This window comes from Mesorhizobium sp. M0011 (assembly GCF_040324155.1).
In the GTDB taxonomy this organism is placed as follows: Bacteria; Pseudomonadota; Alphaproteobacteria; order Rhizobiales; family Rhizobiaceae; genus Mesorhizobium.
Genome location: NZ_JAMYVQ010000040.1, coordinates 25,119 through 44,559, shown reverse-complemented (window position 1 = coordinate 44,559; position 19,441 = coordinate 25,119). Strand labels below are relative to the sequence as shown.

Below are 19,441 nucleotides of genomic sequence, written 5' to 3'. Positions count from 1 at the left end.
CAGAGCCTCCACAAAACTGAACTGACCGCTCGGCTTCGTCGTCATCGCAAGATCCCTGTTTCAAAAACAGGGAATCACATCCACACAATTTTGCAACAGGCCCTTGAGGGGAGATGGCCGGCAGGCCAGAGGGGGGTGTGAAGGATCTCGGCGCTCGTCCCCTTGCGCACAACCGGCTTGGCGTTTAGCAAGGCCGCGGTTCAAATCTTTCCAGGACGGTTCTCCATGGCAACGAAGCATCTTTTCCTGCTCCCCGGCGACGGCATCGGTCCGGAGGCCATGGCCGAGGTCAAGAAACTGATCGCGGTCATGAACGACAAGCTCGGCAGCGGTTTTGCCACCGATGAGGGGCTGGTCGGCGGCTGCGCCTATGACGCGCATGGCGCGGCGATCTCCGATGCCGACATGGAAAAGGCGATGGCAGCCGACGCAGTGCTGTTCGGCGCCGTCGGCGGTCCGAAATGGGATACGGTGCCCTATGAGGTGCGCCCTGAGGCCGGCCTGCTGCGGCTGCGCAAGGACATGGAGCTGTTTGCCAATCTGCGCCCGGCCATCTGCTACCCGGCGCTGGCGGCGTCCTCCTCGCTCAAGCAGGAGGTGGTCGAGGGTCTCGACATCCTGATCGTGCGCGAGCTGACCGGTGGCGTCTATTTCGGCGAGCCCAAGCAGATCATCGATCTCGGCAACGGCCAGAAGCGCGGCATCGACACGCAGGTCTACGACACGTTCGAGATCGAGCGCATTTCGGGCGTCGCTTTCGAACTGGCACGCACGCGCAAGAACCACGTCACCTCGATGGAAAAGCGCAATGTGATGAAGTCGGGCGTGTTGTGGAACGAGGTCGTCACCCAGACCCACAAGGCACGCTATTCCGACGTCAAGCTCGACCACATGCTGGCCGATGCCGGCGGCATGCAGCTGGTGCGCTGGCCAAAACAGTTCGACGTCATTGTCACCGACAATCTGTTCGGCGACATGCTGTCCGACATCGCCGCCATGCTGACCGGCTCGATCGGCATGCTGCCGTCGGCCTCGCTCGGCGCGCCTGATGTGAAAACCAAGAAGCGCAAGGCACTCTACGAACCGGTGCACGGCTCGGCGCCCGACATTGCCGGCAAGGGCATCGCCAACCCGATCGCCATGATCGCTTCCTTCGCCATGTGCCTGCGCTATTCCTTCGGCATGGTCGATGAAGCCGACCGCGTCGAAGGCGCGATCGCCGCCGTGCTCGACGCGGGCCTGCGGACGAAAGACATCATGTCCGATGGCATGACCGAGGTCGGTACGGTTCAGATGGGCGACGCGATCATCGCCAAATTCCTGGGCTGATATCGTGACGGTCGACGTCCGCTGGGCGACGATCGAGGACGCGACGGCGCTCGCGGCCATATTGTGCGAGATGGCGGTTCACTACCGGCAGCCACCTCTCGATGCCGGCCGGGCCGTGTCTGCCGCACGAAAATGGCTTGGCGAGGAAAGCCCGGCCTATCCGCATTTCGCGCTCGCCTTCGTCGAGGGCGAGGTCAGCGGCCTGGCGTCGGTGGCGATCGCGCATCCCGGCATCGATCTTGAGCGGCTGCTGTTCCTCAAGGATTTGTTCGTGCGCGACAAAGCCCGCAACGCCGGCGTCGGCCGAGCAATGATCGGCTTTCTCGCCGATCATTGCCTGCGCGAAGGCATCGGCCGCATCGACCTGACCACCGAGGACTGGAACGAAGGCGCGCTGCCCTTCTACGACCGGCTTGGCGCCGAACGCCACGGCCAGAAGGTCTTTCTCAGACTTTCGGGTGAGGCGTTGAAAAGCGGCTAGATCCTGACGCCTGCCGGCACTGGTCCCCAAGGATTTTCGCCCACCTGGGACGGCAGAAGTCCGAAGACCAGCAAGGCAATGCTGCCAATGGGAGTGATGAAGCCCAGCAGTGCAAACCAGCCGCTCAGACCCGCGTCATGCACACGCCGCACGACGAGGGCAATCGACGGCAGGATCAATCCCGAAAAGAAAACCAGGAAGGGTATGAGCCCTATGGCCCTCATCGTCGTCCTGTCCGCATTGGTTTTGAAGCCATTGAACGCTAGGTCAACGAGTATTCCGAAGCCTAGAAGCGCCAATATCCCGAGGGTGTAGAATAGCCAGAAGGCCCAGAATTCCTTGCGGCGGGCGCGACCTTTGAAATTGCTATAGTCCGCAATTATCGCGCGCCAGAAGTAAGCCCACAGACCCATGGAATAGGCGGGCCTGCTCTCGGCCGAACGGCGTGGCTGGCCCGTGCTTGGCGATGGCGCTGTCGGGGTGACGGCGACTATATCGTGCGCCGTACCGTCATCCGGTTGAAACTCGACAAGGGTGCCCCTGGCGAGGGTCACTTCATGGCTCACATCGTCACGGGCAAAGATATAACGCTTGCTGTCGATTCCGTCGATGTAGCCGTAGTCCTGATCCTGATCGTAGTGGAATATCGTGCCACGCATGTTTCTCCCCCGCGTTGCGCAAATACTACCCAGGGTTGTTTGTGATTGCAATACACGTCGCGGCTAAATCCTGACACCCGCCGGCACCGGCCCCCACTGGTTTTCCCGGGCCTGCGTCGGGATCAGCGCGAAGACCAGGATGATCAGGCTGCCGATGGTCGGGATCAGGATCAGCAGGCTGAGCCAGCCTGACAGGCCGATGTCGTGGAGCCGGCGCACGATCATGCCGAGGCTAGGGAGCAGTGTCGCCAGCAGGAACGTGCCGCACAGCCCGACCGTTATCGCGCCCGAAATATCACTGTCGAAACCGCCCATATCCATATCGGTGTACAGGCCGATGCCGCCGATGATCAGCAGGCAAACCGTCCAGAACAGGCAGTAGCCCCAATATTCCTTGCGGCGGGCGCGGCCGGCGAAATTGAAGTAGTTCTGCGTCACGCCGCGCCAGAAATAGCCCCAGAGATCGCTGGGTTCGGCCGGCTCGGAGGAGCGGCCGAAATGCTGTGCCGGGGGCGGGGTTGCCGCGGCCTTGCTGCCGGCTTGAGTCGGTGCGGGGTTCGTGCCGGCGTCAGTGGCCGAAGTAGCGGTCTGGGCGGCAATCGAAAAGACGTCGTGAGCCTGGCCGCCGCCCGCCTGAAACTCGACGGACGCGCCCTTCCGCATGGCAGTTTCACGGCGCAGGTTTTCTCGGGTGAAGGTGTATTGGCTGCCGTCGGCGCCGGTGATGAAGCCGAAGCCCTGGACCTCGTCATAGTGAAGCACTTCGCCGCGCATTTGCCACCCCCGCTCGCCACGTCCTAGCCGAAGGTGGCACAGGGCCGTGCCGATGGGCAAGCCAGCATGGCTACCCTCTTCGCGGCAAATGAAGCATAAGGCATCGAGTGCAACCGCCTTCGACAGAAGCAGACATGACAGTCGAGAGTCCTGACAGTAAAACCGTAAATGAAGATGGAGGGGAAAGAAGACCTCCCAGGCTGGCCATCGACGCCACCGGCCTGACGTTCTGGCCGTCCGGCCAGGGACTTGTCGGCATCCCGCGGGTGGAAAGCTTTCTCGTCAGCGCAGCCCTGGCCGATCCCGACCCTTGCGTGGAGGTGGTGGCGTTCCGACCGTGGGAAGGCCGGTTTCGCCCCCTCGCTCCTTTCGAGCAGGACCATGTCGCGACGGGCGAGATTTCACCCTGGCGCCTCAAACGAAGGCCTGGGAGACGCACGGCGATGTCGCAGGCCCTCGAAGCGGTGAGGCAGCAGCCATGGGGCAAGCGCGACGCCGACCGCCATCTTGCAAAGACGGTGACCCATGGCCGCAAAGGGATTGCCTATCAGGCGACCAGGCTGCTGATCCGGGCCTATCGGCTGTACCAGCGGGCGCGGACCCGGTCGGCCCCGCGTCAGGTTCCAAGCCAACCGGACGAGACTGAACGCGGCTTTGTCCTGATCAGCCATCACATTCTGACCGGGGACGACCGAGCCGCCGTCTCCGGGCGCGCCGGTGGCCTTGCGTTTCTTTGCCACGACCTCATCCCGACACTGCGCCCCGACATGGTTGGTATGAGCCCTGGCGAGGCTCGCTACGGGTCATATCTCGAGCACCTCGTGCGTTCCGGCGCGCCGGCATTTTGTGCATCCGACGAAGTTGGTGCGACGCTGACCGATCATATGCAACAGGCAGGCGTCACGCAGCCGGTGGTATATCGGTTTCCGATGCCGTCCATCCTGTACGAAACGGCTTCGCGCATGGGCGAGACTTCGCGCATCGAGGCCGACGAGCCGTTCGTGCTCTATTGCTCGACCATCGAAGTGCGCAAGAACCACATCCTGCTGGCACGGATATGGCAGCAGGCGCTCGACGAGGGCGTCAAGCTGCCGAGGCTCGTCTGCGCCGGGCGCTGGGGCTGGATGATCGATCCGCTGCGCGCCTATCTCAAGGCCCATCCGAGACTGCTCGAGCGGGTTACGTTCACCGGAGCGATCAGCGATGAGGAACTCATCCGATATTATCGCAGCGCTTCCTTCGGCGTCTTTCCCTCGCATATCGAGGGCTGGGGCTATGGCGCCTCGGAATGTCTCGATTTCGGCGTTCCCGTCATCGTCTCGACCGCGCCGTCGCTGATCGAGGCGAGCGGCGGGCTGATGCCGGCGATCGATTCCAATGACCAGGCCGGCTGGTACGCTGCGATCCGCAGGATGGCGGAAGACCCGGACTGGCGCTCATCGCTGACGGAACGCATCGCAAAGCAGCATCGCCCGACGCCGGCATCGGCCAGCTGGGCTGCCATCAAGGCTGGCCTGCAGGCAAGCGCGTCCCTCCGGCCGAAGTCCTAGAGCAATTCTAGGAAAGGTGTGACGCGGTTTTCCGTCTAGAATTGCGTCAAAACAAAGAGTTAGAGCAGATCGCCGTTTCCGTGAAACGGTGAAATGCTCTAGGTGGGCCGCTTCTTCGCCTTCTTGTGCTTGGGCGCGCCGGTGGTGTCGAATTTCGGCTTGCCCGGCTTCTTCGCCCATGGCTTTGCCTCATGCGCGGTGGCCGGGCGCTGATCGACTGCTGCCGGTGCACGTTTTTCGAATTTGCGCTTCGGCGCGTTGGGGTCGAATGGCGCCTTGCCGCGATGCGGTTTCTTGTCGGGGCTTGGCGGCTGGTAGCCGGCGCGCGACAGATCGGGCGTGCCCTCGAGCCGCTTCACCAGGATGTTGCCTTGCAGCTTGCGATCGGGATCGATCGCGGCCAGGAAGCGGTCGGCCCAGTCGGCTGATATCTGCACGTAGGTCTCTTCCGGCTGCATCTTGATGGCGCCGATCTCGCGCTTCGAGATGCTGCCGGTGCGGCACAGCATCGGGATGAGCCAGCGCGGCTCGGCATTCTGCCGGCGCCCGATCGACAACGAGAACCAGACGCTGTCACCGAAATCGTCGCGACGGCTGGGCGCCTCGTCGCGGCGCGCGAAACCTTCGCCTGCCGGTCTTTCACGCGACGGCGTGAAGGGCGCGATCTCCATGAGGTCCTCGGGGGCCGAGCGGCTGGCGCGGCACTGGCGCACGAAGGCGGCAGCCACTTGCTCGGCGCCATGTCTTGCGAGCAGCGCGTCGATGAAACCGCGTTCGTCGTCCTTCACCGGCTCGTCGAAAACCGGATCGGCCAGGATGCGCTCGTCGTCGCGCCGCATCACGTCGTCGGCCGAGGGCGGGCTCGCCCATGTCGCCTTGAGGCCGGCGTTCTGCAACAGCCGCTCGGTGCGCTTGCGGGCACTGTTGGGCACGATCAGCGCGCTGACGCCCTTGCGCCCGGCGCGGCCGGTGCGGCCGCTGCGGTGCAGCAGCGTTTCCGGGTTGGTCGGCAGGTCGGCGTGGATGACCAGTTCGAGGTTGGGCAGGTCGATGCCGCGCGCCGCGACATCGGTGGCGATGCAGACTTTTGCGCGGCCGTCGCGCATTGCCTGCAGCGCATGGCTGCGCTCGTTCTGGCTGAGTTCGCCGGAGAGGGCGACGACGGAGAAGTTGCGGTTGTTGAAGCGCGCGGTCAGATGATTGACGGCGGCACGCGTGTTGCAGAACACCAGCGCGTTCTTGGCTTCGTAATAGCGCAGAACGTTGATGATGGCGTTTTCCCGGTCGGGCTGGGCGACGCTCAGCGCCCGGTATTCGATGTCGAGATGCTGCTTCTCCTCGCCGGCGGCCGAGATGCGCACCGCATCGCGCTGATAGCCCTGCGCGAGCGTGGCGATCGAGCGCGGCACCGTGGCCGAGAACATCAGCGTCCGGCGTTCGGCAGGAGCGGCGTCGAGGATGAATTCGAGGTCTTCGCGAAAGCCCAGATCGAGCATCTCGTCGGCCTCGTCGAGCACCACCGCCTTCAGCGCCGACATGTCGAGCGAGCGCCGGGTGATGTGGTCGCGCAGCCGGCCGGGCGTGCCGACGACGATATGGGCGCCGCGCTCCAGCACACGCCGCTCCGAGCGCATGTCCATGCCGCCGACGCAGGACGCCACGGTGGCGCCGGTCAGTTCGTAGAGCCATTCCAGCTCGCGCGTCACCTGCAAGGCGAGTTCGCGCGTCGGCGCCACCGCCAGCGCCAGCGGTGCGGCGGCGTGGCCAAAGCGCTCCGCGCCCTCAAGCAGGGTCGGCGCCAGAGCGAGGCCGAAGGCCACCGTCTTGCCGGAGCCTGTCTGCGCCGAAACCAGCGCATCGGCCTCGCCGAGTTCCGGCGCCACAACCGCCTTCTGGACGGGCGTCAGCTCGGAATAGCCGCGTTTTTCCAGCGCCCTTGCCAGCGCGGGAACGAGTGCATCGAAGTTGGACATCTTACTCTTTCGGAATTCGGATTCTTATATGCCCAGCAATGGGCCTGTCTTCGGCGGGCGTCGGGACGCTCCATGAGCCGGATGGTCATGCCGTTCGTACTTCGTGCCGCCGCGATTGTACAGGGCAACAGGACGCTCATCGCAATTGACTCTTGACGCAAACCGCGTAAAAGCCCGCTTTGAACGGGATCGTTTTTTCGATGCGCGGCCTTTTGATGGCTCTTCTTGCATTCGATGCCCCCAGCCTCAATGCACATCATTGGGCCGGGCGCGTCGGCGCGTCCCCTCGTTCCAGCAAAACCCCATTCTTGGCCAAAAAAACTACCAAAACCACCACCAAAACGGTGTGACTCCCTTGGCCTAACCACCCTCTCCCGGGTTCGGCCCGGGGGACGGAACCCGCATCGGCCAGCGGGTTTCTCCAAAAACCAAGCGGAGAGGGACAGGAGATTTTTCGATGAGTTTCAAGGTAGCGATCGTCGGCGCCACGGGCAATGTGGGCCGGGAAATGCTCAACATACTGGAAGAGCGCGGCTTTCCGGTAAGCGAAGTCGTGGCGCTGGCGTCGCGGCGCAGCCAGGGCACGGAAGTGTCGTTCGGCGACCGCACGCTGAAGGTGAAGACGCTCGACCAGTATGATTTTTCCGACACCGACATCTGCATCATGTCGGCTGGCGGCAGCGTCTCCAAGGAATGGTCGCCGAAGATCGGCAAGCAGGGCTGCGTCGTCATCGATAATTCGTCGGCCTTCCGCTACGATCAGGACGTGCCGTTGATCGTGCCGGAAGTAAACCCGGACGCGATCTCGCTGTTCACGCGCAAGAACATCATCGCCAATCCGAATTGCTCGACGGCGCAGCTGGTAGTGGCATTGAAGCCGCTGCATGACTTCGCCACCATCAAGCGTGTCGTTGTCGCCACCTACCAGTCGGTGTCGGGCGCCGGCAAGGAAGGTATGGACGAACTCTTTACCCAGACCCGCGCGGTCTTCGTCGCCGATGGCGTCGAGGTCAAGAAGTTCACCAAGCGCATCGCCTTCAACGTCATCCCGCACATCGATGTCTTCCTTGATGACGGCTCCACTAAGGAAGAGTGGAAGATGGTCGCCGAGACCAAGAAGATGCTCGACCCCAAGATCAAGCTGACGGCGACCTGCGTGCGCGTGCCGGTGTTCATCGGCCATTCGGAAGCGGTCAACATCGAGTTCGAAAAGCCGATCACCGCCGACGAGGCGCGCGATATCCTGCGTGAGGCGCCGGGCTGTCAGGTCTTGGACAAGCGCGAGGACGGCGGCTACATCACGCCGCTGGAATCGGCCGGCGAAGACGCCACCTTCATCTCGCGCATCCGCGAGGATTCGACCATCGACAACGGCCTGTCGATGTGGATCGTCTCCGACAATCTGCGCAAGGGCGCGGCGCTCAACGCAGTGCAGATCGCCGAGTTGCTGGTCGAGCGCGGCCTGATCCAGCCGAAGAAGAAGGCGGCTTAGTTTTCGCTCACGGGCCGTATCGCCGCTGCCGCGGCGGGCGCTCCGCGGGGGCGCCGGACGACCGGCGGCCCGCAGTCGCGGGCTCGGCCTTCGGCCGGGTGCTGAAGGTTAGCGAAGGCATTGATGGATGCCGATCTCCCCACGAGGGGGAGATCGGCAGCTCTGGCCGATGCGCTACGCTCTGTTCTCCCTGGCCAGCTGGTTCAACAGCCCCAGCGCTTCCTCCGCCCGGTCGACCGGCACGAACAGATGGTCGTGGTAGAAGGCCGAAACCGGGTTCACGCCCATGCCGGCGGCGGCGAGGCGCGTGGTGATGGCGGCGAGAAAGCCGACGGCTTCCAGCGACGAATGGATGTTCAGCGTGACCATCCGGCAGCGGAATGACGCGGTCAGTGCCGCAGCGATGGCCTTCTCCTCGGTTACGATCAGTGTCACGCCCTCGCGCTCACGAAAGATCATCACCGGCTCGAGGCCTTCCGGCTGAACGACGCCGGGCGCCAGCATGGCGAAGACATAGGTGCCGGCGAGCAGTTCCGGCGTCATCGATGCCAGCAGTGTCTTCAGATCGGTCTCGCCGGTCATTCGGTTTCTCTCGCTTGCAGAAATGGGCCGCAGCCCATGTGCTCTTCAATATCCGCGACCGGCGCGTGCCGATAGTCCAGGCGCTGCAAGGACGACATGGCGGTGTCGCTGGTGGCTGGGCTTGCAGAGCTGTCGCATCGCACAATAAAGGAGGTGAGGGCCGATGGCGGTCCGTGAAAGGCCTTCGATGATCGTTCGCCCGCGCCCCACATTCCTACAGCTGTTCTTCATCATGCGCGGTTCGGTCGTGCCACGCATCCTGCCGCAGATATTGGGCTTCGCGCTTTATTCCGCGATCATCCTGGCCGTGGCGCGCCGGTTCCAGCTTGATTTCAGCGTCTTCAACATCACGCCTTTCGGCCTGGTCGGCGTGACATTGTCGATCTATCTCTCGTTCCGCAACAACGCCGCCTACGACCGTTGGTGGGAGGCGCGCAAGCTGTGGGGCGCGCTGGTCTTCGAAATGCGCAACCTGGCACGCGCCACCACCAGCCTCATACCGGACCAGACCGAACAGCGCCTTGCTGATGGAAGCGCTCGCCTTCTGTCATTTCCTGCGCGGGCAGTTGCGCAAGATCGACAGCATGAAGGATGCCCGTGCCTTCATCGACGCCGAGGCGGACAAGGCAGCAGCCTTTTCCAATCCGGCGGACGAGATGGTCAGGCGCATGGGCCGGCGTGCCAATGCCCAGCGCCGGGCGGGCGACGTCGACACGATCGGCTTTCGTATCCTCGATGAGAGGCTCGCGTCGATCGCCGCCATCCAGGCCGGCTGCGAGCGGATCGCCGGCACGCCCTTGCCGTTCGCCTACACGCTGTTGGTGCATCGCACGGCCTATATCGTCTGCCTGCTGCTGCCGATCGGCCTGATCTCGACCGCCGGCTGGGCAACGCCGCTGTTCACGGCGCTGATCGCCTACACCTTCTTCGGCCTCGACGCGCTTTCGGAAGAGCTCGAGGATCCGTTCGGCACCGAGGCCAACGACCTCGCCCTCGACGGTCTCTGCCGCGTCTGCGAGATCTCGGTATTCGAGGCGCTGGGCGAAACGCCGCCGAAGATGATCCCGGCGGAAAAGTTCTATTTTTCGTAGGCGAAGGCGCGCGGGTTTAAAAGAATCCGCCCCGCTGTCGGATCGCGGCCCCATGCCACGTCCTTGGGTCGACCCCTGCGAAAGGGCTCGACCATCAGGAGGGACCACCATGAGTATTTCCGAAACCGCGCCCGTCTCGCCGGGCGCTTTGTGGACCGGCCGCGTGCTCAGCGGCGTCATCGTGCTGTTCATGATCTTCGACGGCGTCATCAAGCTGCCGCCGCTCGATGTCGTCACCCAGACGATGGTGCCGCTCGGCTGGCCGGCCGATGCCAATGTCGCGCGCATGCTTGGCGTCATCGGCCTGATCTCGACCGCGCTCTACGCCTTGCCGCGCACCGCGGTGCTCGGCGCCATCCTGCTCACCGCCTATATGGGCGGCGCCATCGCCACCAATGTCCGCGTCGACAACCCGCTGTTCTCGCACATTCTGTTCGGCGTCTATCTCGGCATTATTCTGTGGGGTGGCCTGTATCTGCGCGATGCCAGGGTCCGCGCGCTGATCCCGTTCAGCCGATAGATCCGCTCGAAGCATCGCTTTCAACTCGAAGCCTGGAACCCTTTGCCGGGCAATGTCTTAGGGATCGAATCGCCGAGTTGCGAGTTAGAGATTCGCTTGGCGGCGGAGGCGGCTCCTATCGGAGAGGAACGACGATGAAGAAAACGATGCTTTTGATGGCGCTTCTGGTGCCGCTCGCCGCTTGTTCGCAAACGGAAAAAGGCGCGGCCGTTGGCGGCCTCGGTGGCGCTGCCGTCGGTGCGGCGGTCGCTGGCGATCCGGTTGAAGGCGCCGTCGTCGGTGGTGCTGTCGGCGCCGTTGCCGGTGCGCTGATCGGCCGGGCAAGCGAGAGCGGCGAATGCCGCTATCGCGATCGGCGGGGCCGCGTCTACATCGACCGCTGCCCGAGCGGTTATTGATCGGCAGCTCTTACAGACAGAACTGGACAGCAAAACGGCGGGCCTTGGCCCGCCGTTTTCCTGGATGCGATAGGGCAATACTTATTCGGCGGTGGCGGCTTCCGCCTCGGCCGGTGCTGCTGCGGCGGCCGCAGCCGCGGCAGCAGCGTCTTCCTGCGCCTTCTTCAAGAGCGAAGCACGTTCCTGCGCCTTCTTGCCCGGCTCGGCCTTCTTCGGGTTGGAACGGGCGTCGCGCTTGACGAGGCCGGCCTCGTCGAGGAAACGCAGGACGCGGTCGGTCGGCTGGGCGCCATGCGCCAGCCAATGCTTGACGCGGTCGGCGTCGACCTTGACGCGTTCGCCGTCCTTGGGCAGCAGCGGGTTCCACGAGCCGATCGACTCGATGAACCGGCCGTCACGCGGCGAACGGGCGTCGGCAATGACGACGTGGTAGTAAGGACGCTTCTTCGAGCCCGCACGGGCCAGTCGGATCTTCAAGGGCATTTATTTTCTCCTAAAATGGCTGATTTGGTTGATCGGTTGGTGGCTGGTTTCTCAGCCGGCTTTCATCACGCCGTTGGAAGCGGCGATCTGTTCGTGGTGGCGGATCACTTCGCGGACGACGAAGTTGAGGAATTTTTCCGCGAAATCCGGGTCGAGATGGGCATCCTTCGCCAGCTGGCGAAGCCGGGCGATCTGCTGCTGCTCGCGTGCCGGGTCGGCCGGGGGCAGGCCATGCGTCGCCTTCAGCACACCGACCGCCTTGGTGCAGCGGAAGCGCTCGGCCAGCATGTGGATGAGGGCCGCGTCGATGTTGTCGATCGAGGCGCGGTAATCGGCCAGGAGAGCGCGAGCGTCGGCCATGTCCTTCTCTTCGTTCATGGCGTCCTCACTTCTTCTTGCCAAGGCCGGGCAGGCCGCCGCCCATTCCGGGCAGGCCGGGGAGCTTCATGCCGCCGGGCAGTCCGGGTAGGCCGCCGCCGGGAAGGCCTTTCATGCCGCCGCCGAGGCCGGCTGCTTGCGCCTGCTTCTGCAAGGCTTCGAGCTGCTTGGGATCCATCTTCGACAGGTCCGGCATGCCGCCGCCCATCATGCCGCCACCCATGCCCCCGGGGCCGCCCGGCATCATGCCGCCGAGGCCCATCTTGGACGCGAGGCCGCCCATCATGCCGCGCATCAGGCCGCCGCCTTTGCCCTTGCCGCCCATCGCCTTCATCATGTCGGCCATGCCGCGATGCATCTTGAGCAGCTTGTTGATTTCGGCCGCGTCGGTGCCGGAACCGGCGGCGATGCGCTTCTTGCGCGAATGCTTGAGCAAATCGGGATTGGCGCGCTCGGCCTTGGTCATCGACGAGATGATGGCGAGCTGGCGGCCGAACATCTTGTCGTCGAGACCGGCGGCGGCCATCTGGTCCTTCATCTTGCCCATGCCGGGCATCATGCCCATGATGCCGCCCATGCCGCCCATCTTCGACATCTGCTGAAGCTGGCCGGCGAGATCGTTCAGGTCGAACTTGCCCGACTGCATCTTCTTGGCCATCGCCGCCGCCTGCTCGGCGTCGATGTTCTCGGCGGCCTTTTCGACGAGCGAGACAATGTCGCCCATGCCGAGGATGCGGTCGGCGATGCGCTTGGGGTGGAATTCCTCCAGCCCGTCCATCTTTTCGCCAGTGCCGATCAGCTTGATCGGCTTGCCGGTGACGGCGCGCATGGAGAGTGCAGCACCACCGCGGCCGTCGCCGTCCATGCGGGTCAGGACGAGGCCGGTGATGCCGACGCGCTCGTCGAAGCTCTTGGCCAGGTTGACGGCGTCCTGGCCGGTCAGCGAATCGGCGACCAGCAGGATTTCGTGCGGGCTCGACACCTTCTTGATGTCGGCCATCTCGACCATCAGCGGCTCGTCGATATGGGTGCGGCCGGCGGTGTCGAGGATGACGATGTCGTGGCCGCCGAGCTTGGCCGCCTGCACGGCGCGGCGGGCGATGTCGACCGGCGACTGGCCGTCGATGATCGGCAGCGTGGCGACCTTGACCTGTTCGCCGAGCTGGCGCAGCTGCTCCTGCGCAGCGGGGCGCCGCGTGTCGAGCGAGGCCATCAGGACCTTCTTGTTCTGACGCTCGGAAAGACGCTTGGCGATCTTGGCCGAAGTGGTCGTCTTGCCGGAACCCTGCAGGCCGACCATCATGATGACGACCGGCGCCGGGGCATTGAGATCGATGGCGACGCCTTCGGCGCCGAGCATGTCGACCAGTTCGTCATGGACGATCTTGACGACCATCTGGCCGGGCTTGATAGACTTGACCACGGCAGCGCCGACGGCCTTCTCGCGCACCTTGTCGGTGAAGGAGCGCACCACTTCCAGCGCCACGTCTGCTTCGAGCAGCGCCCGGCGCACCTCGCGCAGCGCCGCCGAGACATCAGCCTCCGACAGGGCTCCGCGGCCGGTCAGGCCGTTCAGGATCGAACCAAGACGTTCCTGTAGCGATTCAAACATTCGTTTTCCTTTTCCCTGGCATCCGGATGATGCCCGAGAGGTAATGCGTTCGCGCCCAGTGTCCAACCAAAAGCCAAAACCAAAAAGCACCCGGGGGCGCTCAGCGCTGCCGGGTGTTGGCCTCCAGGATCGATTTACAGCACTTCACCTCAAAGAGGCTTCGGCGTCCTGGTCGGCTTGCTCGGAGGGATACTCGTCGCGGAATTCGGGGCGTGTAGACAGGAAATCGGACACGGAGTCAAGACAAAGACCGGATTGCGTCGTTCCCGGCCTGCAATCAGGCCGTGCTCGCCCGGTCCGGAAATTCGGCGGCAACCCTGAGCGGCGAACGCGGATGTAGAAGCAGCACGATGGTCAGCAGGCTGCAGGCGATGCCGATGAAGGCGATGAGAACCGCATCCGACGTCGCCCAGCCCGGTCCTTCGAGCGGCCTGGCATTGAACAGGGCGAAGGAATTGTAGCTTTCCTGATGCGAGATCAAGAGAAACCCGGTCAGGTTGTTGCCGAGATGAGCACCCAAGGCGGCGCCGAGATTGCCGGTTGCGTAGACGACAAGTGTCAGCAGCAGCGCGAAAGCGGCGATCGACGCCAGCACGCAAGCATTGATGGCTGGTGACGAACTCGCACTCCAATGCAGCGAGGTGAACAGCAGGGCCGGCAGCAGGGCCCAGACGAACGGGCTCGTGAACCGGCTGGCGAGACCGCGCAGCAGGTAGCCGCGAAACAGCAGCTCTTCCGAAGAGGTCTGCACCAAGGTAAGCGCGGCGATCGGGATCGCAAACAGCAGCCAGGATGACAGGCTGATCGGGCCACGCGTGATCTGCGGCTGCAGCAGATAGAGCAGGATTTCGGATATGAACGACGTGATCAGCACCGCGATCAGCCCTTTGAGGAAGCCGGGCCATGAAACTCGTCGGCTGTTGCCGAGCAGCGCCGACAGCTTCTCGCCATGCACCCAGCGCATCGCGACCCACAGGCCGATCCAGATGCCGGCAAACGAGACGAGCGCGGTGAGGATGCCGAGGGGCGAAGCGAGGAAGCCCTGAATGCCGGATGATGGGGTCGCCTGCCAGGCGATGAAGGCATAGGTGCCGCCGACCAGCACGGCCACGGTGGTTGCTGCCCAAAAAAGGACCACGATCCCCGTTCCGAGCAACAGGCGCGGTAAGGTCGTCCTGGCGTTCGGCGAATGCCTGTAACGCTCGAAGGCGGCCGGATCGATGGTCACGCGGGCTCCCTTCCCAAAGTCATCGCCTGTTGACTAACCGATGGCCGGGAAAATCGGAATGGTTTTCCGCAAAGACTAAGTCAGAGCAAAGTCGGCGCAGGAGAGCGCCGCGCGGCAGCGCCGCCTGCTGGCGGCCGCTGCTCTCGCAGCGGCCGCTTGTGGCAATTGTTGTTAACGCACGACGTACATGATGCGCCGGGTCTGAGGATCGATCAGCGCCCGCTGGCCGTTCACATAGACATAGCGGTAATTGTAGTCCGGAATCTCGCGCAGCTCGACGGTGTCGGGCAGGGTCGCGCCGGTCACCACTTCGCCATCGAGATAGATGGGATCGAGGCGATGCGCGTCGACATAGGTACGGACTTCAGCCGGGGGCGGGGGGAAGTCATCCACGACCGGCTCACCGGCAACGATCGCGCCGGTATAATCGGTCGAGTAGTTGCCGATGTCCTCCGGCGGCGAGACGACAGCAACACTGGCGCGCCGTTCCGTCAGCACCACGCGGCTGCCGCCGATATCGGCCGTCACATAGTCTGAATAGACCCAGCCCTGGCCGCCGGCCTCGGCTATGGTGCACCATTTGCTGTTTTCGATGCAGCCATTGAGGGTTGCCGACTGGCCGGCGGTGAGCACGCCGATGACAGGGTATTGCGGGCCGGGTCCGGCGCGCACGTTAAGATCGGTGACGGCTGAGACGGCGGTATCGGCAAGCGCGGCGCCCGACATCACGGTCAGCATTCCGGCGACCGCCGGAAACAACAGGAATTTCATGGTTTCTCTCCGTTTTCAGGTCCCTCGGCAGCCAAAACGGGGCAGCAGCTTATGCGTTCCCGCTAAAACGCTTGCGCCAACTCACGATTTGTTCCCGCTTCTTTCGGCAAATCGGTCAGAAGTTCGTGAACGAATTCCAATTTCCGCGCCGTGACGTCCGAAATGACGAAGGGGTAGAGGTCGGGCAGGCCCATGCAGCGGTTGATCGAATTGGAGGCTTCCGACAGCACCAGCCAGCGTGCAAGGATCTTTTCGAAAGGCTCGGGCGCGGTCGCCGGCTCCGAGGGTGCGGCCTGCAACCCGCCGCCGGTGTCGCCGCGCGGCAAGTCGTTGGCCTCCACCGTCTCCAGCCGGCCGAGCGGAAAGTTCAGCGCATGGACCATTTCCAGCGTGTCGGTGATGTGCAGATGGTGAGCCCAGGTCTCGGCCCAGTCCTCCCAAGGATGCGAGGTGGCATAGGCCGAGATATGGCCTTGCTGCCAGTCGGGCGGCGCACCATTGGCATAATAGGCCTTCAGCGCCTGCTCGTAATCGGCGCGGTCGTCGCCGAACAGTGCGCGGAAAGCTTCGAGCCTGTGCGGATCGTCCCGGATGAGGCGGTCCCAGTAATAGTGCCCGAGTTCGTGGCGGAAATGACCGAGCAAGGTGCGATAGTTCTCGCCCATCTCGACGCGCCGCTTCTCGCGCTCGGCCGAATCCGCCTCGGCGACGTTGAGCGTGATCAGGCCATTGTCGTGGCCGGTGAGGATCCGCTCGCCGCCGGGGCCGCCGCCGATCGGATCGGCGAGGAAGTCGAAGGCCAGGCCGACCTCGTCGGCAGGGGTCTGCTTGGGGACTACCGGCAGCCCGAAGGCCAGCAGCGAGTAGATGGCGCGCTTCTTCGCCGCTTCGACACGGATCCAGCGGCGGCGGTTGCCGTCGACGGAGAGATCCGGGATCAGCTGGTTCAGCACGCAGGCGCGGCAAAAAGCGTGACCCGGTTCCGCCATCCAGTTGCAGGCGCATTCGTCGGCGTTGGTGCACTGGAAGACGCCGTCGACGCCCGCCAGCGCAAAGCGCGCGTGCTCGGGATCGTAGAGCACCGGGTTCCCGCAGTTCAGGCACTTGGCGTTCTCGAAATAGATGCGATGGCCGCAATGGGGGCAGTCGAAGAGTTTCATGTCGGTCTCAATTCACCGGAGGTGACTAGATGTTCACGGCGGCCCGTGCCCAACGCGAACAGCCGCGCGGCGTTCCGCATTTTGTCGAACTTGTTGGAACATAATCTCTGCAGAACGAGGTTTCGCAAAGCGAAGACCAGGTTCCACCTGTCGTTGGTTCCGTCCTTCGGTTCGGATCATGTCCTCGCCGCAAGCTGGGTGACAACCTGTCTTGCCACCGCTTCGCCTGACAGCCGTGCGCCGCCACAGGTCTGCATCAGCGGACCGGCCAGATGCTCGCCGGCGAAGAAGATCTTGTCGGCCACCGGCTGCATGAGTGCGGCGCGCGCCAGTGAACGGCCGGGGCGAGCGGCGGCATAGGCACCGCGCACGAAGCGCTCGCCGCCCCAATTGGTCATCATGGCGCGTCCGACGTGCTTGCGCGTATCGCCGCCGAAGATGCCGCACAGCCGGTCGACGACGAAGTCGATGCCGGCCGCCTCGCCGGCCGCCGACATTTCCCAGGCGAAATCGCCGCCGACGAAGCCGACCATCAGGTCGAGGTCGAACGGGAAGCACAGGAAATAGATGTCGTGCCTGGCCATCCGTTCGATCAGCAGGTCGTCGAAGGGCTGCAGCCCGAGCCTGGTGCCCGATATTTCGACCGGCAATTTGGTCAGCATGCCCATCGGCAGGTCGAAGAAGGCGCCGAAATGCGTGTCTGGCAAGGCCGGCGAGAACGCGATCTCCTCGAAGGCGAGCACCGCCGGCGAAGCGGTGACGATCACCGCCTTGGCGCGGACGGTGCCGCGATCGGTGACGCAGGCGACGCCCGGCACGTCCCACAGGATCTTGCGCACCGGCGTCGACAGTTCGACCGGCACGCCGGCGCCGAAACGCGCCACCAGCGCGCCAAGGCCCTCCTTGCTGAAGTAGTTCGGGTCGAGATCGGCAGCGGCCTGGAAGTCGAGGATCGAGATTTCGTCCTCGTCGGCACCGAAATCCATCGGCCCGGCGAAGGTGGCGGCGGCGCGCGGTGCATGGCCTTTTGCCAACAGCGCCGAAAGACGATCGTCATCTCCGTCCTTCACTTCATGCTTGGCCAGCAGTTCGAACAGCTTTGCGTCGGCGGCCTTCATGTCGGCTTCTTCCGCTTCGCTCGCCTTGCGCTCGCGGTAGTAGAGATGATCGACGTTCATGTCGTGATGATGCAACGTCCAGCCTGCCGCCTGGGCTTCGGGAAAATAGGGATTGCGGTCGGCCGCATGCAGCCAGGCGCAGCCGATGTCGAAAGGCACGCCGAAATGCTGGTCGCTGGTCCAGGCTCGCCCGCCGATTCGGTCTATCGCTTCGAGCAGCGTGAAGGAAAGCCCCGCCGCCTGCAAGCTCCTGGCGGCGGCAAGACCCGCCGAGCCGGCACCGATGATGACGACATCAACGTCTTGCATGCAGCCCCCCTGCCACAATAATCACTTGATCCTAGGCAAATTCCACGGCATTCGCCAGCATTGCAGCGGTGACAGTGACAAGTGCGCGTTTCGCTGGCAAGTTCGCAATTGGGACGTGATTCAGGCAACCAGGAGATCAACATGGCAATTCTTGCCAAGGGAAAGATGTTTGCAGCGGCCGTGGTGGCGGTGCTTGCGCTGGCGACGGGCGCACAGGCGGCAGCCAGCTGCGGCAAGACCGGCGCCGGCTTCGACGCCTGGAAGCAGGACTTTGCCGCGCAGGCCAGGTCGGAAGGTGTAGGCGCCAAGGGGCTGGCCGCTCTGGCCGGGGCAAACTACGCGACAAAGACGATCTCAGTCGACCGCGGCATTCACAAGGCCTTCAGCGGCTCGGTGGACGATTTCATGCGGCGTCGTGGTGGCGCAGCGATTATTTCCAAGGGCCGGTCGCTGAAAAAGTCGAATGCGGCGCTGTTCTCCAAGATCGAAGCGAATTACGGCGTGTCGCCGGGCGTGTTGCTCGCCATCTGGGGTATGGAAACCGGCTTCGGTTCGGCCATGGGCAACCAGAACACCGTCTCTGCCATTTTGACGCTTGCCTATGATTGCCGCCGGCCGGGGTTCTTCTACCCGCATGCCATCGCAGCCCTGAAGCTGGTTGATCGCGGGGCGTTGACAGCCTCGTCGGTCGGGGCCGCGCATGGCGAGATCGGACACACGCAGTTCCTGCCCGGAAACGTCCTGAAATATGGCGTCGGTGGCGGAAACCTGCGCGACAAGAGCACGGCGCTGGCTTCCACCGCCAACTTCCTCAAGGGGCATGGCTGGCGGGCGGGCGCGAGCGCGAGTGCGAATATGGGCGCGATTGCCGGCTGGAATTCCGCGAGCGTCTATCAGCAGGCCATCGCCCGCATTGCCACGGCGATCGACGGCGATTGACGGATCATGCTCCGGGCAGAAGGCCCCGGCTATTTTTGACTTGATCGGAAACCCGGCGCGAATGTCGGGTTTCATTTGATTTCGAGCGTGTAGGAGCAACCGGCCAGGGTCTTGCCGGGGTGGGACTCGACGGTCGAGACGTTGAGCTTGACGTCCGTGGAGAAGGTCAATCCTTCCGACTCTTCGGTGCTTTGGACAACGACCTTCTCGCCAAGGAATTTTTGCGGCGTGGAAAAAACGGCCATGACGTCGAGTTCTTCGGCAAGCTCCGGCGCGGCAACGCCGTCGAGCACGGCCATCGGCCCCGCTGCGGTAAACACGATCGATCCCGTCTCGCGGTTGAACACGCGGATTTTGGCCGGCAGTTCGTATTGGCTGAGAAACGGATTGCCCGAGGCGACCTCCTTCCAGCCAAGCGTTTCAACGGCACCCGGTGCGCTGGACAGCCACAGGGCAAAGTCGTTGTAGGTCGGAACGTCCGCCCTGCACTCGATCAGCGCGGGAAGGTCGAGAGAGGCGGGGTCGAACTCCTGGCCGGCCGCCGGCGTCGCCAGAACAACCAGCGGCGCCAGGCAGCGACCGAAACCGCGCATC

Annotated in this window: 19 protein-coding genes and 1 pseudogene; 8 read left to right on the top strand and 12 right to left on the bottom strand. The window is 63.9% G+C overall.

Annotated features, from left to right (window positions below):
* Positions 1 to 225 precede the first annotated feature (225 nt).
* Entirely contained in the window at positions 226 to 1,329 is a 1,104-nt protein-coding gene (gene leuB / locus NKK51_RS29175) for a 3-isopropylmalate dehydrogenase (RefSeq protein ID WP_352555609.1), read from the top strand.
* Between the two features lie 4 nt (positions 1,330 to 1,333).
* Positions 1,334 to 1,810 carry a GNAT family N-acetyltransferase gene (locus NKK51_RS29170; protein ID WP_352555607.1) on the top strand — a complete coding sequence of 159 codons (477 nt, stop codon included), beginning with the start codon at positions 1,334 to 1,336 and terminating at the stop codon, positions 1,808 to 1,810.
* On the opposite strand, the gene NKK51_RS29165 is transcribed toward NKK51_RS29170, so the two are convergent.
* Positions 1,807 to 2,469 carry a DUF805 domain-containing protein gene (locus NKK51_RS29165; protein ID WP_023814442.1) on the bottom strand — a complete coding sequence of 221 codons (663 nt, stop codon included), beginning with the start codon at positions 2,467 to 2,469 and terminating at the stop codon, positions 1,807 to 1,809. The genes NKK51_RS29170 and NKK51_RS29165 overlap by 4 nt on opposite strands.
* Positions 2,470 to 2,532: 63 nt before the next feature.
* Complete coding sequence (locus tag NKK51_RS29160; RefSeq protein WP_023814443.1) at positions 2,533 to 3,243, bottom strand: DUF805 domain-containing protein; 711 nt, start codon at positions 3,241 to 3,243, stop codon at positions 2,533 to 2,535.
* Positions 3,244 to 3,377: 134 nt separating this feature from the next.
* On the opposite strand from NKK51_RS29160, the gene NKK51_RS29155 reads away from it, so the two are divergent.
* Entirely contained in the window at positions 3,378 to 4,793 is a 1,416-nt protein-coding gene (locus NKK51_RS29155) for a glycosyltransferase (protein WP_352555605.1), read from the top strand.
* 98 nt (positions 4,794 to 4,891) lie between these two features.
* On the opposite strand, the gene NKK51_RS29150 is transcribed toward NKK51_RS29155, so the two are convergent.
* Entirely contained in the window at positions 4,892 to 6,766 is a 1,875-nt protein-coding gene (locus NKK51_RS29150) for a DEAD/DEAH box helicase (RefSeq protein WP_352555603.1), read from the bottom strand.
* A 457-nt stretch (positions 6,767 to 7,223) separates the two neighbouring features.
* On the opposite strand from NKK51_RS29150, the gene NKK51_RS29145 reads away from it, so the two are divergent.
* Positions 7,224 to 8,258, top strand: coding sequence for an aspartate-semialdehyde dehydrogenase (locus NKK51_RS29145; protein ID WP_023814446.1), 1,035 nt, complete (start codon positions 7,224 to 7,226; stop codon positions 8,256 to 8,258).
* Between the two features lie 174 nt (positions 8,259 to 8,432).
* Here NKK51_RS29145 and NKK51_RS29140 read toward each other — a convergent pair whose 3' ends face one another.
* Positions 8,433 to 8,840, bottom strand: a complete 408-nt coding sequence (locus NKK51_RS29140) for an ACT domain-containing protein (protein ID WP_352555601.1) — start codon at positions 8,838 to 8,840, stop codon at positions 8,433 to 8,435.
* 163 nt (positions 8,841 to 9,003) lie between these two features.
* On the opposite strand from NKK51_RS29140, the pseudogene NKK51_RS29135 reads away from it, so the two are divergent.
* From NKK51_RS29135 to NKK51_RS29125, 3 genes and pseudogenes are all read left to right on the top strand, one after another.
* A pseudogene (locus NKK51_RS29135) lies at positions 9,004 to 9,931 on the top strand (bestrophin family protein).
* 109 nt (positions 9,932 to 10,040) lie between these two features.
* Positions 10,041 to 10,451: a DoxX family protein gene (locus NKK51_RS29130; protein ID WP_352555599.1), complete on the top strand. Its 411-nt coding sequence runs from the start codon at positions 10,041 to 10,043 to the stop codon at positions 10,449 to 10,451.
* Positions 10,452 to 10,585: 134 nt separating this feature from the next.
* Complete coding sequence (locus NKK51_RS29125; RefSeq protein WP_023811331.1) at positions 10,586 to 10,849, top strand: YMGG-like glycine zipper-containing protein; 264 nt, start codon at positions 10,586 to 10,588, stop codon at positions 10,847 to 10,849.
* 81 nt (positions 10,850 to 10,930) lie between these two features.
* Here the strand turns inward: NKK51_RS29125 and rpsP are convergent, their stop codons facing one another.
* From rpsP to NKK51_RS29090, 7 genes are all read right to left on the bottom strand, one after another.
* Positions 10,931 to 11,332: a 30S ribosomal protein S16 gene (gene rpsP / locus NKK51_RS29120; RefSeq protein WP_023811330.1), complete on the bottom strand. Its 402-nt coding sequence runs from the start codon at positions 11,330 to 11,332 to the stop codon at positions 10,931 to 10,933.
* 51 nt (positions 11,333 to 11,383) lie between these two features.
* A complete protein-coding gene (locus NKK51_RS29115) occupies positions 11,384 to 11,710 on the bottom strand; it encodes a chorismate mutase (protein ID WP_023811329.1) in 327 nt (108 codons plus the stop codon).
* A 7-nt stretch (positions 11,711 to 11,717) separates the two neighbouring features.
* Positions 11,718 to 13,322, bottom strand: coding sequence for a signal recognition particle protein (gene ffh / locus NKK51_RS29110; RefSeq protein ID WP_352555597.1), 1,605 nt, complete (start codon positions 13,320 to 13,322; stop codon positions 11,718 to 11,720).
* 277 nt (positions 13,323 to 13,599) lie between these two features.
* Positions 13,600 to 14,550: a CPBP family intramembrane glutamic endopeptidase gene (locus tag NKK51_RS29105; protein ID WP_352555595.1), complete on the bottom strand. Its 951-nt coding sequence runs from the start codon at positions 14,548 to 14,550 to the stop codon at positions 13,600 to 13,602.
* Between the two features lie 171 nt (positions 14,551 to 14,721).
* Positions 14,722 to 15,321 carry a DUF1236 domain-containing protein gene (locus tag NKK51_RS29100; protein ID WP_027037478.1) on the bottom strand — a complete coding sequence of 200 codons (600 nt, stop codon included), beginning with the start codon at positions 15,319 to 15,321 and terminating at the stop codon, positions 14,722 to 14,724.
* A gap of 62 nt (positions 15,322 to 15,383) precedes the next feature.
* Positions 15,384 to 16,481, bottom strand: coding sequence for a zinc-binding metallopeptidase family protein (locus NKK51_RS29095; RefSeq protein ID WP_352555593.1), 1,098 nt, complete (start codon positions 16,479 to 16,481; stop codon positions 15,384 to 15,386).
* A 176-nt stretch (positions 16,482 to 16,657) separates the two neighbouring features.
* Positions 16,658 to 17,908 carry a flavin monoamine oxidase family protein gene (locus tag NKK51_RS29090; RefSeq protein ID WP_352555592.1) on the bottom strand — a complete coding sequence of 417 codons (1,251 nt, stop codon included), beginning with the start codon at positions 17,906 to 17,908 and terminating at the stop codon, positions 16,658 to 16,660.
* A 141-nt stretch (positions 17,909 to 18,049) separates the two neighbouring features.
* Between NKK51_RS29090 and NKK51_RS29085 the strand changes: the two genes are divergently transcribed.
* Positions 18,050 to 18,847 (top strand): lytic murein transglycosylase, encoded by a 798-nt coding sequence (locus NKK51_RS29085; RefSeq protein WP_128304286.1) that lies wholly within the window; start codon positions 18,050 to 18,052, stop codon positions 18,845 to 18,847.
* 71 nt (positions 18,848 to 18,918) lie between these two features.
* Here the strand turns inward: NKK51_RS29085 and NKK51_RS29080 are convergent, their stop codons facing one another.
* Entirely contained in the window at positions 18,919 to 19,440 is a 522-nt protein-coding gene (locus NKK51_RS29080) for a hypothetical protein (RefSeq protein ID WP_352442583.1), read from the bottom strand.
* Position 19,441 lies beyond the last annotated feature (1 nt).